Raw genomic sequence first — 15,409 nt, 5'->3', positions numbered from 1 at the left:
ACGTGACCGATGGTGCCGACGTTGACGTGCGGTTTGTTACGTTCGAATTTTTCCTTAGCCACGACAGTAAACCTCTTACTTAAAGGGCTGAATCAACCTTGTTTTTTAACCAGCGCTTCGACGATGTTCGACGGAGCTTCGGCGTATTTGGAGAATTCCATGGAGTAGCTCGCGCGACCCTGGGACATGGAACGCACGTCGGTCGCATAACCGAACATCTCACCCAGCGGAACCTCGGCACGAATAACCTTACCGGAAACCGTGTCCTCCATCCCCTGAATCAGACCACGACGACGGTTCAGGTCGCCCATCACGTCACCCATGTAGTCCTCAGGAGTCACCACCTCTACCTTCATGATCGGCTCGAGCACCTTGCCGCCGCCCTTCTGGGCCAGCTGCTTGGTCGCCATGGAAGCAGCGATCTTGAACGCCATCTCGTTGGAGTCGACGTCATGGTAGGAACCATCGAAAACGGTAGCCTTCAGGCCGATGAGCGGATAGCCGGCAACGACGCCGTTCTTCATCTGCTCTTCGATACCCTTCTGGATCGCCGGGATGTATTCCTTCGGAACCACACCGCCCACGACTTCGTTCTCGAACACCAGGCCTTCGGTGATGTTGCCCTTCTCGTCCACGTCCGCGGCCGAGAAACGGATCCAGCAATGACCGAACTGACCGCGACCACCGGACTGGCGAACGAACTTGCCTTCGATCTCCACGTTGTCCTTGGTGATGGTCTCACGGTAGGCAACCTGCGGCTTGCCGATGTTGGCCTCAACGCCGAACTCGCGCTTCATGCGGTCGACGATGATGTCCAGGTGCAGCTCGCCCATGCCGGAGATGATGGTCTGACCGGACTCTTCGTCGGTCTTGACACGGAACGACGGGTCTTCCTGGGCCAGCTTGCCGAGGGCGATACCCATCTTCTCCTGGTCAGCCTTGGTCTTCGGCTCTACAGCGACCGAGATTACCGGCTCGGGGAAGTCCATGCGCTCGAGGATGATCGGCTTCTCGATCGAGCACAGGGTGTCACCGGTGGTGACGTCCTTCATGCCGATCAGGGCAGCGATGTCGCCTGCGCGCACTTCCTTGATCTCTTCACGCTGGTTGGCGTGCATCTGCACCATCCGACCGACGCGCTCTTTCTTGCCTTTCACCGAGTTCAGGACGGAGTCGCCGGAACTCAGGACGCCGGAGTAAACGCGGGCGAAGGTCAGGGTACCGACGAACGGGTCGGTAGCGATCTTGAACGCCAGGGACGAGAACGGTTCGTTGTCGTCGGCATGACGCTCGTCTTCGACGGTCTCGTCGTCCGGGCTGACGCCCTTGATCGCAGGGATCTCGGTCGGAGCCGGGAGGTAGTCGATAACGGCATCGAGAACCAGCGGAACGCCCTTGTTCTTGAACGAGGAACCGCAGACGGCCGGAACGATCTCGCACGCCAGGGTGCGCAGACGCAGGCCTTCCTTGATCTCGGCTTCGGAGAGCTCGCCCTCTTCGAGGTACTTGTTCATCAGCTCTTCGTTGGCTTCGGCCGCAGCCTCGACCATGCTGGAACGCCACTCTTCGGCCAGGTCCTTGAGCTCCGCAGGAATTTCTTCCTCGCGGTAGGTCATGCCCTTGTCGTCATCGTTCCAGTAGATGGCCTTCATCTTGATCAGGTCGACCTGACCAACGAAGTTCTCTTCAGCGCCGATGGCGAGCTGGACCGGAACCGGGGTATGACCCAGGCGCTTCTTGATCTGCTCGACGACGCGCAGGAAGTTCGCGCCCTGGCGGTCCATCTTGTTGACGTAGACGATGCGCGGTACGCCGTACTTGTTGGCCTGACGCCATACGGTTTCCGACTGCGGCTCTACGCCGGAGGTGCCACAGAACACCACGACAGCGCCGTCCAGTACACGCAGGGAACGCTCCACCTCGATGGTGAAGTCTACGTGGCCGGGGGTGTCGATGACGTTTACGCGATAGTTGTCGTACTGACCGCGCGAGCCCTTCCAGAAGGTGGTAACGGCAGCGGAGGTAATGGTGATACCGCGCTCCTGCTCCTGCACCATCCAGTCGGTGGTCGCAGCGCCGTCATGCACTTCGCCCAGCTTGTGGTTGACGCCGGTATAGAACAGAACCCGCTCCGTGGTGGTGGTCTTGCCCGCGTCAACGTGGGCACAGATACCGATATTACGGTAGCGGTTGATGGGTGTAGTACGGGCCACAATAAGGTCCTCGGGGGTTGGGCAGCGCGATTAGAACCGGTAGTGCGAGAAGGCCTTGTTGGCCTCTGCCATACGGTGCACGTCTTCACGCTTCTTGACTGCTGCGCCCTTGCCTTCAGCGGCATCCAGCAGCTCGCCAGCCAGGCGCAGAGCCATGGACTTCTCGCCACGCTTGCGGGCGAAGTCCACCAGCCAACGCATGGCCAGGGCATTACGACGGGACGGACGGACTTCGACCGGAACCTGGTAAGTCGCACCACCTACGCGGCGGGACTTCACTTCGACCAGCGGAGCGATGGCATCGAGAGCTTTTTCGAAGGTTTCCAGGGGATCGGCCTTGCCGCGTTCCTTCACCTTGTCCAGCGCACCGTAAACGATACGCTCGGCAACGGCTTTCTTGCCGCTTTCCATCACGTGGTTCATGAACTTGGCCAGGATCTGGCTTCCGTATTTCGGATCAGCCAGCACTTCACGCTTGGCCGCTACACGACGTCTTGGCATTGATAAGCCCTCAAACGGTCTTCAGGTTAGCCCGGGACCATAACAGTCAAGTTACGCCCGACCTTACTCTTATCGACTCAGATAAATATAAAAACGCTATTACTTCGGACGCTTGGCGCCGTACTTCGAACGACCCTGCTTACGGTCTTTGACACCCGAGGTGTCCAGCGAACCGCGCACGGTGTGGTAACGCACACCCGGAAGGTCCTTTACACGACCGCCACGGATCAGCACTACGCTGTGCTCTTGCAGGTTGTGACCTTCACCACCGATGTACGAGGAAACCTCGAAACCGTTGGTCAGACGTACACGGCATACCTTACGCAGTGCCGAGTTCGGCTTTTTCGGCGTGGTGGTGTATACGCGGGTGCATACGCCACGACGTTGCGGGCAGTTCTGCAGCGCAGGCACGTCGCTCTTGTCGACCATGCGCTTGCGCGGCTTACGCACCAGCTGGTTGATAGTTGCCATCTATAGCTCCACTGATTGTCTTACGACACACAAACGAAATGACAGAGCATGCGCCCTGCCAATTTTCGGGGTACAAAATAGTAAAGAGGTTCTTGTACACCGTCAAGACAAAGCCCCGGCTATCGGGATAGCCGGGGCTTGTCGTTGATGCTTAGTTACCGCTCGAGTTCAGCGCTTCGGTCAGTGCGGCTTCCGCCTCGCTGGCACTCACACGCTGCGGCTTGCCGAGGTCGCGCTGACGCTTGCGCTCGCTGTGGTAAGCCAGACCGGTACCGGCCGGAATCAGGCGACCCACGACCACGTTCTCTTTCAGACCACGCAGGAAGTCGCGCTTGCCGGTGACCGCCGCCTCGGTGAGGACGCGGGTGGTCTCCTGGAACGACGCCGCGGAAATGAACGACTCGGTCGACAGGGAGGCCTTGGTGATACCCAGCAGAACCCGCTCGTACTTGGCCGGGAACTTGTCCTCGGTACCGAGCTGTTCGTTCTCTTCCAGCACCTGGGTGAGTTCCACCTGGTCGCCTTTGATGAAGCTGGAGTCGCCGGACTCGCTGACTTCGACCTTGCGCAGCATCTGACGCAGGATGGTCTCGATGTGCTTGTCGTTGATCTTCACGCCCTGCAGACGGTAGACGTCCTGGATCTCGTTGACGATGTACTTCGCCAGCGAGCTCACGCCCAGCAGGCGCAGGATGTCGTGCGGGTTGCTCGGACCGTCGGAGATGACTTCGCCGCGGTTCACCTGTTCGCCTTCGAACACGTTCAGGTGACGCCACTTCGGAATCAGCTCCTCGTACGGATCGCTGCCATCGTTCGGCGTGATGACCAGGCGGCGCTTGCCCTTGGTCTCCTTGCCGAAGGAGATGGTGCCGCTGATTTCCGCCAGGATCGAAGGCTCCTTCGGACGACGAGCCTCGAACAGGTCGGCAACGCGCGGCAGACCACCGGTGATGTCACGGGTCTTCGAGGTTTCCTGCGGGATACGCGCGACAACGTCACCGATGCTCACCTTGGCGCCGTCGGTCAGGTTGACCAGGGCGTTGGCCGGCAGGAAGTACTGCGCCGGTACGTCGGTACCCGGCAGCAGCAGGTCCTTGCCCGCGGCATCGATCAGCTTCACGGCCGGACGGATGTCCTTGCCGGCAGCCGGACGGTCCTTCGGATCCATCACTTCGATGTTGGTCAGGCCGGTCAGTTCGTCGGTCTGACGCTTGACGGTGATGCCCTCTTCCATGCCCACGAAGGCCACGGTACCGTCCACCTCGGTGACGATCGGGTGGGTGTGCGGGTCCCACTTGGCGACGATAGCGCCCGGGTCGACCTTGTCACCTTCCTTGACCGAGATCACCGCACCGTACGGCAGCTTGTAGCGCTCGCGCTCGCGACCGAAGTCGTCGGCAACCGCCAGTTCGCCGGAACGGGAAACCGCGACCAGCGCGCCGTCGGCACGAACCACATGCTTCAGGTTGTGCAGGCGGATGGTGCCGCCGTTCTTCACCTGGACGTTGTCGGCCGCGGAGGTCCGGCTGGCCGCACCGCCGATGTGGAAGGTACGCATGGTCAGCTGGGTGCCCGGCTCACCGATGGACTGGGCAGCGATGACACCGACCGCCTCGCCGATGTTGACGCGATGGCCACGGGCCAGGTCGCGGCCGTAGCACATGGCGCAGATGCCATGACGGGTTTCGCAGGTGATCGGGGAACGCACCACCACTTCGTCGACGCTCATCACTTCGAGGAAGTCGACCCACTTCTCGTCGATCAGGGTGCCGGCCGGCACGATGACCTCGTCGCTGCCCGGCTTGAACACGTCGCGCGCGATCACACGGCCGAGCACGCGCTCGCCGAGCGGTTCGACCACGTCGCCGCCTTCGATGTGCGGCGACATCAGCAGGCCGTGCTCGGTACCGCAATCGATCTCGGTCACTACCAGATCCTGGGCCACGTCGACCAGACGACGGGTCAGGTAACCGGAGTTCGCGGTCTTCAGCGCGGTATCCGCCAGACCCTTACGAGCACCGTGGGTAGAGATGAAGTACTGGAGTACGTTCAGGCCTTCACGGAAGTTCGCGGTGATCGGGGTCTCGATGATCGAGCCGTCCGGCTTGGCCATCAGGCCACGCATACCTGCCAGCTGACGGATCTGGGCCGCGGAGCCCCGCGCACCCGAGTCAGCCATCATGTACATGGAGTTGAAGGACTCCTGGTCGACTTCCTTGCCCTCGCGATCGACGACCTTCTCTTTCGAGAGGTTGGCCATCATCGCCTTGGACACTTCGTCGTTGGCCTTCGACCACAGGTCGATCACCTTGTTGTACTTCTCGCCCTGGGTTACCAGGCCGGAGGCGTACTGGCTCTCGATCTCCTTCACTTCGTCGGTGGCGGCGTTGATGATCCGCGCCTTCTCGTCCGGGATGACGAAGTCGTTGACGCCGATGGACACGCCGGAAATGGTCGAGTAGGCGAAACCGGTGTACATCAGCTGGTCGGCGAAGATGACGGTGTCCTTCAGACCCACCACGCGATAGCAGTGGTTGATCAGCTTGGAGATCGCCTTCTTCTTCATCGACTGGTTGACCACGTCGAACGGCAGCCCGGCCGGAACGACCTGGAACAGCAGCGCTCGGCCGACGGTGGTGTCGACGATACGGGTATTGGCGGTCAGTTGGCCGTCTTCACCCTTGATCTTTTCGTTGATGCGCACTTTCACGCGAGCGTGCAGGGACGCCTGGCCGCTGCGGTAGGCGCGGTCGACTTCCTGCAGGTCGGCGAAGGCCATGCCCTCGCCCTTCGCGTTGATCGCTTCACGGGTCATGTAGTACAGACCCATTACCACGTCCTGCGACGGAACGATGATCGGCTCGCCGTTGGCGGGCGACAGGATGTTGTTGGTGGACATCATCAGCGCGCGCGCTTCCAGCTGGGCCTCGAGGGTCAGCGGAACGTGGACGGCCATCTGGTCACCGTCGAAGTCGGCGTTGTACGCGGCGCAGACCAGCGGGTGCAGTTGGATCGCCTTGCCTTCGATGAGGACCGGCTCGAACGCCTGGATGCCCAGACGGTGCAGGGTCGGCGCACGGTTCAGGAGAACCGGATGCTCGCGGATGACTTCGGCGAGAACGTCCCAGACCTCGGGCAGCTCGCGCTCGACCATTTTCTTGGCGGCCTTGATGGTGGTGGCCATGCCACGACCTTCCAGCTTGCCGAAGATGAACGGCTTGAACAGCTCCAGGGCCATCTTCTTCGGCAGACCGCACTGGTGCAGGCGCAGGGTCGGGCCCACGGTGATCACGGAACGACCGGAGTAGTCCACGCGCTTGCCGAGCAGGTTCTGACGGAAGCGACCTTGCTTGCCCTTGATCATGTCGGCCAGCGACTTCAGCGGACGCTTGTTCGAGCCGGTGATGGCGCGACCGCGACGGCCGTTGTCGAGCAGGGCGTCGACGGCTTCCTGCAGCATGCGCTTTTCGTTGCGCACGATGATGTCCGGAGCGGCCAGGTCGAGCAGGCGCTTCAGACGGTTGTTACGGTTGATCACCCGACGATACAGGTCGTTCAGGTCGGAAGTCGCGAAGCGACCGCCATCCAGCGGAACCAGCGGACGCAGGTCCGGCGGCAGCACCGGCAGGACGGTCAGGACCATCCACTCAGGCTTGTTGCCGGAGCCCTGGAAGGCTTCCATCAGCTTCAGGCGCTTGGACAGCTTCTTGATCTTGGTTTCCGAGTTGGTCTGCGGAATCTCTTCGCGCAGGCGGCCGATCTCGTGCTCCAGATCGATGGCGTTGAGCAGTTCGTGAACGGCTTCGGCGCCCATGCGAGCATCGAAATCGTCACCGAACTCTTCGAGGGCCTCGAAGTATTGCTCGTCGTTCAGCAGCTGGCCCTTTTCCAGGGTGGTCATGCCCGGATCGATCACCACGTAGCTCTCGAAATAGAGCACGCGCTCGATATCGCGCAGGGTCATGTCCAGCAGCAGGCCGATACGGGACGGCAGCGACTTCAGGAACCAGATGTGGGCAACCGGCGAAGCCAGCTCGATGTGGCCCATGCGCTCGCGGCGCACCTTGGCCAGGGCGACTTCCACGCCGCACTTCTCGCAGATCACACCGCGGTGCTTGAGGCGCTTGTACTTGCCGCACAGGCACTCGTAGTCCTTCACCGGGCCGAAGATCTTGGCGCAGAACAGGCCGTCGCGCTCCGGCTTGAAGGTACGGTAGTTGATGGTTTCCGGCTTTTTAACTTCGCCGAAAGACCAGGAACGAATCATCTCGGGCGAAGCCAGGCCAATACGGATGGCATCGAACTCTTCGATTTGACCCTGGTTTTTCAACAGATTAAGCAAGTCTTTCAAGGCCTTTCCTCCTCACGGACCCGGTGCGACCGGCCTTGACCAGCCGCACCGTCTAGCGTCACGTGTTATTCGGTTTCCAGTTCGATGTCGATGCCGAGCGAACGGATCTCTTTGATCAGAACGTTGAAGGACTCGGGCATGCCGGCCTCCATGCGGTGATCGCCGTCCACGATGTTCTTGTACATCTTGGTCCGGCCGTTCACGTCGTCCGACTTGACCGTCAGCATTTCCTGCAGGGTGTACGCCGCGCCATAGGCTTCCAGCGCCCACACCTCCATCTCACCGAAGCGCTGACCACCGAACTGTGCCTTACCACCCAGCGGCTGCTGGGTAACCAGGCTGTACGAGCCGGTGGAACGGGCGTGCATCTTGTCGTCCACCAGGTGGTTCAGCTTGAGCATGTACATGTAGCCGACGGTGGTCGGACGCTCGAACTGGTTGCCGGTACGGCCGTCGAACAGACGCATCTGGCCGCTTTCCGGCAGGTCGGCCAGCTTCAGCATGGCCTTGATCTCGCGTTCCTTGGCGCCATCGAACACCGGGGTCGCCATCGGTACGCCACCGCGCAGGTTCTTGGCCAGCGCGAGGATCTCGTTGTCGCCCAGCTCGTCGAGGTTTTCCTCGCGACCGCCGATCTCGTTGTAGATCTCGTGCAGGAACTTACGCAGTTCGGCGACCTTGCGCTGCTCTTCGAGCATGCGGTTGATCTTCTCGCCCAGCCCCTTGGCCGCGAGGCCCAGGTGGGTTTCGAGGATCTGACCGACGTTCATACGCGACGGTACGCCCAGCGGGTTGAGGACGATGTCGACCGGGGTGCCGTTGGCATCGTGCGGCATGTCTTCCACCGGCATGATCACCGAGACCACACCCTTGTTACCGTGACGGCCGGCCATCTTGTCGCCCGGCTGGATGCGACGCTTGATCGCCAGGTAGACCTTGACGATCTTCAGCACGCCCGGAGCCAGGTCGTCGCCCTGCTGCAGCTTGCGCTTCTTGTCCTCGAACTTGTCGTCCAGGAGCTGGCGACGATCGCTGATGTAGGCCTGGGCCTTCTCCAGCTGTTCGTTCAGGGCGTCGTCGGCCATGCGCAGCTTGAACCACTGGCCGCGCTCGAGACCGTCGAGGTAGTCGTCGGTGATCTCCGTGCCCTTCTTCAGCGCCGGGCCACCTTCAGCCTTGGCACCGACCAGGGCGGCACGCAGACGCTCGAAGGTCGCGCCTTCGACGATGCGGAACTCTTCGTTCAGGTCCTTGCGGATCTGGTCGAGTTGCATCTTCTCGATGGACAGCGCGCGGGAATCGCGCTCGACGCCGTCGCGGGTGAAGACCTGAACGTCGATGACGGTACCCTTGGTGCCGGTCGGCACACGCAGGGAGGTGTCCTTCACGTCGGACGCCTTCTCACCGAAGATCGCGCGCAGCAGCTTCTCTTCCGGAGTCAGCTGGGTCTCGCCTTTCGGAGTGACCTTGCCGACCAGGATGTCGCCGGCCTGCACTTCGGCGCCGACGTAGACGATACCGGCTTCGTCCAGCTTGTTCAGCGCGGCCTCGCCCACGTTCGGGATGTCCGCGGTGATTTCCTCTGGGCCGAGCTTGGTGTCACGAGCGACGCAGGTCAGTTCCTGGATGTGGATCGTGGTGAAACGATCTTCCTGGACCACGCGCTCGGACAGGCAGATGGAGTCTTCGAAGTTGAAGCCGTTCCAGGGCATGAACGCTACGCGCATGTTCTGGCCCAGGGCCAGTTCGCCCATGTCGGTGGACGGACCGTCGGCCAGGATGTCGCCGCGCGCGACCACGTCACCCTTGCTCACCAGCGGACGCTGGTTGATGCAGGTGTTCTGGTTGGAACGGGTGTACTTGGTCAGGTTGTAGATGTCGACACCCGCTTCGCCGGTCTCGACTTCGTCATCCGCCACGCGAACCACGACACGGCTGGCATCGACCGAGTCGATCACACCGCCACGGCGAGCCACGACGCAGACGCCGGAGTCGCGCGCCACGTTGCGCTCCATGCCGGTACCCACCAGCGGCTTGTCGGCACGCAGGGTCGGCACGGCCTGACGCTGCATGTTCGAGCCCATGAGTGCGCGGTTGGCGTCGTCGTGCTCGAGGAACGGAATCAGCGAGGCAGCGACGGAAACGACCTGCTTCGGCGAAACATCCATCAGGGTCACGTCTTCCGGCGCCTTCACGGTGAATTCGTTCAGGTGACGCACGGCCACCAGCTCGTCCACCAGTTGACCCTTCTCGTTGAGGGTCGCCGAAGCCTGGGCGATGACGTGGTCGGCTTCTTCGATCGCCGACAGGAACACGATCTCGTCGGTTACCAGGCTGTCCTTGACCACGCGGTACGGGCTCTCGAGGAAGCCGTACTTGTTGGTGCGGGCGTAGGTCGCCAGGGAGTTGATCAGACCGATGTTCGGACCTTCAGGGGTTTCGATCGGGCACACGCGGCCGTAGTGGGTCGGGTGTACGTCACGAACCTCGAAGCCCGCACGCTCACGGGTCAGACCGCCCGGGCCGAGCGCGGAGACGCGGCGCTTGTGGGTGATCTCGGAAAGCGGGTTGTTCTGGTCCATGAACTGCGACAGCTGGCTCGAACCGAAGAACTCCTTGATCGCGGCAGCCACCGGCTTGGCGTTGATCAGGTCCTGCGGCATCAGGCCTTCGCTTTCGGCCATGGAAAGGCGTTCCTTGACCGCGCGCTCGACACGCACCAGGCCCACGCGGAACTGGTTCTCGGCCATTTCGCCGACGCAACGGACGCGACGGTTGCCCAGGTGGTCGATGTCATCGACGATGCCCTTGCCGTTACGGATGTCGACGAGGGTCTTGAGCACATCGATGATGTCTTCCTTGCTCAGGACGCCCGGACCTTCGATCTCGGTACGACCGATACGGCGGTTGAACTTCATCCGGCCTACGGCCGACAGGTCGTAACGCTCGGCGCTGAAGAACAGGTTGCCGAACAGGGTCTCGGCAGCTTCCTTGGTCGGCGGCTCGCCCGGACGCATCATCCGGTAGATCTCGACCAGGGCTTCCAGCTGGTTGCTGGTGTTGTCGATCTTCAGGGTGTCGGAGATGAACGGACCGCAGTCGATGTCGTTGGTGTACAGGGTCTCGATGCGCACGACCTGGGCCTTGGCCACCTTGGCCAGGAGGTCGAGGGTCAGCTCGGTGTTGCACTCGGCGATGATCTCGCCGGTAGCCGGATGCACGATCGCCTTGGCGATGGTACGGCCGATCAGGTAGTCGAACGGCACTTCCAGCTGGCTCACGCCAGCCTTTTCCAGCTGGTTGATGTGGCGGGCAGTGATACGACGCCCCTGCTCCACGATCACCTTGCCGCTGCCATCCTTGATGTCGATGCTCGCGACTTCACCGCGCAGGCGCTGCGGGACCAGTTCCAGGTTCAGGGTCTCGCCCTTGATGTGGAAGACGTTGGTCGCGTAGAAGGCGTTGAGGATCTCTTCGGTGCTGTAGCCGAGCGCGCGCAGCAGTACCGAGGCCGGCAGCTTGCGGCGACGGTCGATACGGACGAACACGCAGTCCTTCGGATCGAACTCGAAGTCCAGCCAGGAACCGCGGTAAGGAATGATCCGCGCGGAGTACAGCAGCTTGCCGGAGCTGTGGGTCTTGCCACGGTCGTGGTCGAAGAACACGCCCGGGGAACGGTGCAGCTGGGAGACGATGACACGCTCGGTACCGTTGATGATGAAGGTACCGTTCTCGGTCATCAGGGGGATTTCCCCCATGTAGACTTCTTGTTCCTTGATGTCCTTGATCGCCTTGTTCGACGACTCGCGGTCGAAGATGATCAGGCGAACTTTCACGCGCAGCGGTACGGCGAAGGTCACGCCGCGCAGCACGCACTCCTTGACATCGAATGCCGGCTCACCCAGACGGTAGCCGACGTATTCCAGGGCAGCATTGCCGGAATAGCTGATAATCGGGAAAACGGACTTGAAGGCCGCGTGCAGACCGATATCGCGGAACTGCTCCTTGGTTGCGCCAGCCTGCAGGAATTCGCGATAGGAATCCAGCTGGATGGCCAGCAAATACGGCACATCCATGACGTCCGGCAACTTGCTAAAGTCCTTGCGGATACGTTTTTTCTCAGTGTATGAGTAAGCCATCAGCGTTCCCCAGCTTGGTCACCTGCTTGTTTGGCGTCTCCGACGGGAGCAGCCGGAAAATCTTGCAGACCCCTTGGCCTGCATTGCCCACTCGGGGCACTTTCACGTCTTGGGTGGAACGCCCGAGGCGAGTCCACCCAGAACGGAAAAAGGCCGGTGGCAAAAGCCACCAGCCATCAGCCTTTCGCTTGACGCTCGGGCTGTAGACGCAAGGTCGTCGCTTACTTGAGCTCGACTTTGGCGCCTGCTTCTTCCAGGGCTTTCTTGGCGGCTTCGGCTTCTTCTTTCGAAGCGCCTTCCTTCACCACGCCCGGAGCGCCGTCTACGACAGCCTTGGCTTCTTTCAGACCCAGACCGGTCAGTTCGCGAACGACCTTGATCACGTTCACTTTCTTGTCGCCAGCTTCGGCCAGGACGATGGTGAACTCGGTCTGCTCTTCGGCAGCGGCAGCAGCCGGGCCAGCAGCGGCAACGGTAGCGGCAGCAGCGGTAACGCCGAACTTCTCTTCCATCGCCTTGATCAGTTCGACCACTTGCATGACGGACATTTCGGATACGGCGTTGATGATGTCTTCGTTGGTCAGAGCCATGACTCTAATTCCTGTATTGGGGGACGGCCTGCGGCCATCGTATTAAACAAATAAGATTGAAAGCGCTTGCGAGCCGACTTAGGCGGCAGCAGCTTCTTTCTGGTCGCGAATGGCCGCCAGAGTACGAGCCAGCTTGCTGGTAGCGCCCTGAATCACGCTCATCAGCTGCGATACGGCTTCGTCGTAGGTCGGCAGGCTTGCCAGTACGTCGATCTGATTGGCTGCGAGGAACTGACCCTCGAAGGCAGCCGCCTTGATCTCGAACTTGTCCTGACCCTTGGCGAACTCACGGAAGATACGAGCGGCAGCGCCCGGATGTTCGTTGGAGAAAGCGATCAGGGTCGGGCCTTTGAACACGTCGTTGAGCACGTCGAACTGGGTGCCTTCAACGGCGCGCTTGAGCAGGGTGTTACGTACGACTTTCACGTACACACCAGCTTCGCGGGCCTCTTTACGGAGTCCGGTCATGGCGCCTACGGTCACGCCACGGGCATCGGCCACGACAGCGGACAGGGCAGCTTTGGCAGCCTCGTTGACTTCAGCGACGATGGCCTTCTTGTCTTCGAGTTTAATTGCCACGGGTTTACTCCTGGATGTTACCGTTTCGTCCAGCCGGGGCCGGACGTCGTTTTGGTGTCTGATTCGGTAACCGAATCGGGAGCACCATCTGCGTAGGCTTGTGGTTTAAGGCTTGCGCCACCTACGGTCTTGGATAGCCCCCGCCAGGCAGGGACCCCAATACCTGTGCAGCGGGCAGAACCCGCTGCACGATTTCACTTAGGCTTCCAGGGAAGCCAGGTCGATCTGCAGGCCCGGACCCATGGTGGTGCTCAGGGTCACGCGCTTGACGTACACGCCTTTCGACGAGGACGGCTTCAGGCGCTTCAGGTCGGCCAGCAGCGCTTCAACGTTCTGCTGCAGCTTGGCCGGCTCGAAATCGACCTTACCGACGGAGCTGTGGATGATGCCGTTCTTGTCGGTACGGAAACGTACCTGACCAGCCTTGGCATTCTTCACGGCGGTAGCGACGTCCGGAGTCACGGTGCCGACTTTCGGGTTCGGCATCAGACCACGCGGGCCGAGGATCTGGCCCAGCTGGCCGACGACACGCATGGCATCCGGGGAAGCGATGACGACGTCGTAGTTCAGGTCGCCGCCTTTCATTTCGGCAGCCAGTTCGTCCATGCCCACCTTGTCGGCGCCGGCAGCCAGAGCGGCTTCGGCAGCCGGACCCTGGGTGAAGACGGCAACGCGGACGCTCTTGCCGGTGCCGTTCGGCAGGACGGTGGCGCCACGAACGACCTGGTCGGATTTACGCGGATCGACGCCGAGGTTCACGGCAACGTCCACGGACTCCTTGAACTTGATGGTGGACAGCTCGGCCAGCAGCTTGGCGGCCTCTTCGAAGCTGTACTGCTTGCCGGCAACTACTTTCTCGGCAATCGCCTTCTGGCGCTTGGTCAGCTTAGCCATTACACACCCTCCACGTTCAGGCCCATGCTGCGCGCGGAGCCAGCGATGGTACGTACAGCAGCGTCCAGATCAGCAGCGGTCAGGTCAGCCTGCTTGGTCTTGGCGATCTCTTCCAGCTGGGCACGGGTAACGGTGCCGACTTTCTGGGAGTTCGGACGAGCGGAGCCGCTGGTGATGCCAGCTGCTTTTTTCAGCAGGACGGCAGCCGGGGTGCTCTTGGTTTCGAAGGTGAAGCTACGGTCGCTGTAAACGGTGATGATCACAGGAGTCGGCAGGCCCGGCTCTTGGCCTTGGGTCTTGGCGTTGAACGCCTTGCAGAATTCCATGATGTTCACGCCGTGCTGACCCAGGGCAGGGCCGACCGGCGGCGACGGGTTGGCCTGACCGGCCTTTACTTGCAGCTTGATATAAGCCTGGATTTTCTTAGCCATTTGCTACTCCAAATTCGGGTACAAGCGCCTGAAGGCTCCCCGGTTGCTTTCGCGTTTATCCCAGTGACGACAAAACCCCGCAGCCTTGGGCTGCGGGGTGAGGGATGCGTTTTCAGCTAGACCTTTTCGACCTGACTGAACTCCAGCTCCACCGGGGTAGAGCGGCCAAAGATGAGCACGGCCACTTGGATCCGGCTCTTCTCGTAGTTAACTTCTTCGACGACACCATTGAAGTCGGCGAAAGGACCATCGATGACACGAACGGTCTCGCCCGGCTCGAACAGGGTCTTCGGCTTGGGCTTGTCGCCGCTATCGGCCACGCGACGCAGGATTGCATCAGCCTCACGATCGGTGATCGGAGCCGGCTTGTCGGCAGTCCCGCCGATGAAGCCCATGACACGCGGGGTATCCTTCACCAGGTGCCAGGTACCTTCGTTCATTTCCATCTGAACCAGCACATAGCCAGGGAAGAATTTGCGCTCGCTCTTGCGCTTCTGGCCGTTCCGCATCTCCACCACTTCTTCGGTGGGAACCAGAATCTCGCCGAACTCTTCTTCCATGCCAGCAAGCTTGACACGCTCGATCAGCGAGCGCATGACATGCTTCTCGTAGCCCGAGTATGCATGCACAACGTACCAACGCTTAGCCACGGCGCACCCTTAACCTACAATCATGGAAACCAACCAACCCAGCAGGGAATCGAGCCCCCACAGCAGCAGCGCCATTACCAGCACTACCGCGACCACGATCAGCGTGGTCTGAGTTGTTTCTTGACGACTCGGCCATACGACCTTGCGAATCTCGACGCGCGCTTCCTTAGCAAGACTAAAGAAGGCCTGCCCCTTGGCCGTTTGCAGAGCCAGGAAAGCAGCGATCACCGCCAGAACGAGAATACCGAGAACGCGATACAGGATTGGTTGAGCCGAAAAGTACTGATTGCCCACAACGGCAACCACAACCAGAACGGCAACCAAGAGCCATTTCAAGAGATCAAAACGTGATTCTTTGGCTTCTGCCTTGGCATTCATCTGTTAGGAATCTCGTGAAGAAAAGCCAGATTTACTTGGGAAATCTGGCAGGCCAGGAGGGAATCGAACCCCCAACCTGCGGTTTTGGAGACCGCCGCTCTGCCAATTGAGCTACTGGCCTGAAGCAAAATCAGGCCGACCATTATGCCGGCCTGAGAGGGGAAGATCAACCGATATTATTCGATGATCTTGGCAACCACGCCGGCGCCAAC

The 15,409-nt window shown here is 60.9% G+C and carries 12 protein-coding genes and 1 tRNA gene; all 13 read right to left on the bottom strand.

What is annotated here, in order from left to right; all coding sequences use genetic code 11:
• The coding region (locus tag HMPREF3014_RS34910) for a hypothetical protein (protein WP_234358239.1) at positions 1 to 62 on the bottom strand (62 nt) is incomplete at its 3' end.
• Positions 63 to 92: 30 nt separating this feature from the next.
• Positions 93 to 2,213 (bottom strand): elongation factor G, encoded by a 2,121-nt coding sequence (fusA, locus tag HMPREF3014_RS14325; RefSeq protein ID WP_003093741.1) that lies wholly within the window; start codon positions 2,211 to 2,213, stop codon positions 93 to 95.
• Between the two features lie 30 nt (positions 2,214 to 2,243).
• On the bottom strand, positions 2,244 to 2,714 hold the full coding sequence (gene rpsG, locus HMPREF3014_RS14320) for a 30S ribosomal protein S7 (protein ID WP_003093742.1): 471 nt from the start codon (positions 2,712 to 2,714) through the stop codon (positions 2,244 to 2,246).
• Positions 2,715 to 2,813: 99 nt separating this feature from the next.
• Complete coding sequence (gene rpsL, locus HMPREF3014_RS14315) at positions 2,814 to 3,185, bottom strand: 30S ribosomal protein S12 (protein ID WP_003093744.1); 372 nt, start codon at positions 3,183 to 3,185, stop codon at positions 2,814 to 2,816.
• 151 nt (positions 3,186 to 3,336) lie between these two features.
• Positions 3,337 to 7,536 carry a DNA-directed RNA polymerase subunit beta' gene (rpoC, locus tag HMPREF3014_RS14310; RefSeq protein WP_003093745.1) on the bottom strand — a complete coding sequence of 1,400 codons (4,200 nt, stop codon included), beginning with the start codon at positions 7,534 to 7,536 and terminating at the stop codon, positions 3,337 to 3,339.
• A 65-nt stretch (positions 7,537 to 7,601) separates the two neighbouring features.
• On the bottom strand, positions 7,602 to 11,675 hold the full coding sequence (rpoB, locus tag HMPREF3014_RS14305) for a DNA-directed RNA polymerase subunit beta (RefSeq protein ID WP_003093746.1): 4,074 nt from the start codon (positions 11,673 to 11,675) through the stop codon (positions 7,602 to 7,604).
• Between the two features lie 221 nt (positions 11,676 to 11,896).
• Positions 11,897 to 12,265, bottom strand: coding sequence for a 50S ribosomal protein L7/L12 (rplL, locus tag HMPREF3014_RS14300; RefSeq protein WP_003093747.1), 369 nt, complete (start codon positions 12,263 to 12,265; stop codon positions 11,897 to 11,899).
• Between the two features lie 78 nt (positions 12,266 to 12,343).
• A complete protein-coding gene (gene rplJ, locus HMPREF3014_RS14295) occupies positions 12,344 to 12,844 on the bottom strand; it encodes a 50S ribosomal protein L10 (RefSeq protein WP_003093748.1) in 501 nt (166 codons plus the stop codon).
• Between the two features lie 198 nt (positions 12,845 to 13,042).
• Complete coding sequence (gene rplA, locus HMPREF3014_RS14290; protein ID WP_003093749.1) at positions 13,043 to 13,738, bottom strand: 50S ribosomal protein L1; 696 nt, start codon at positions 13,736 to 13,738, stop codon at positions 13,043 to 13,045.
• Complete coding sequence (gene rplK / locus HMPREF3014_RS14285) at positions 13,738 to 14,169, bottom strand: 50S ribosomal protein L11 (RefSeq protein WP_003093751.1); 432 nt, start codon at positions 14,167 to 14,169, stop codon at positions 13,738 to 13,740. The genes rplA and rplK overlap by 1 nt, the downstream gene beginning before the upstream one ends.
• Before the next feature lie 116 nt (positions 14,170 to 14,285).
• Positions 14,286 to 14,819 carry a transcription termination/antitermination protein NusG gene (nusG, locus tag HMPREF3014_RS14280; RefSeq protein ID WP_003108028.1) on the bottom strand — a complete coding sequence of 178 codons (534 nt, stop codon included), beginning with the start codon at positions 14,817 to 14,819 and terminating at the stop codon, positions 14,286 to 14,288.
• Between the two features lie 9 nt (positions 14,820 to 14,828).
• On the bottom strand, positions 14,829 to 15,197 hold the full coding sequence (gene secE, locus HMPREF3014_RS14275) for a preprotein translocase subunit SecE (RefSeq protein ID WP_003108030.1): 369 nt from the start codon (positions 15,195 to 15,197) through the stop codon (positions 14,829 to 14,831).
• Positions 15,198 to 15,242: 45 nt separating this feature from the next.
• Positions 15,243 to 15,318 (bottom strand) — tRNA-Trp (locus tag HMPREF3014_RS14270).
• Positions 15,319 to 15,409 lie beyond the last annotated feature (91 nt).

Origin of the sequence: Pseudomonas sp. HMSC065H01, from assembly GCF_001815235.1 — a bacterium.
GTDB classification, from domain to species: Bacteria; Pseudomonadota; Gammaproteobacteria; order Pseudomonadales; family Pseudomonadaceae; genus Pseudomonas; species Pseudomonas aeruginosa.
The sequence above is the reverse complement of the archived record's forward strand: the minus strand, read 5'-3'. Positions and strand labels throughout refer to the sequence as shown.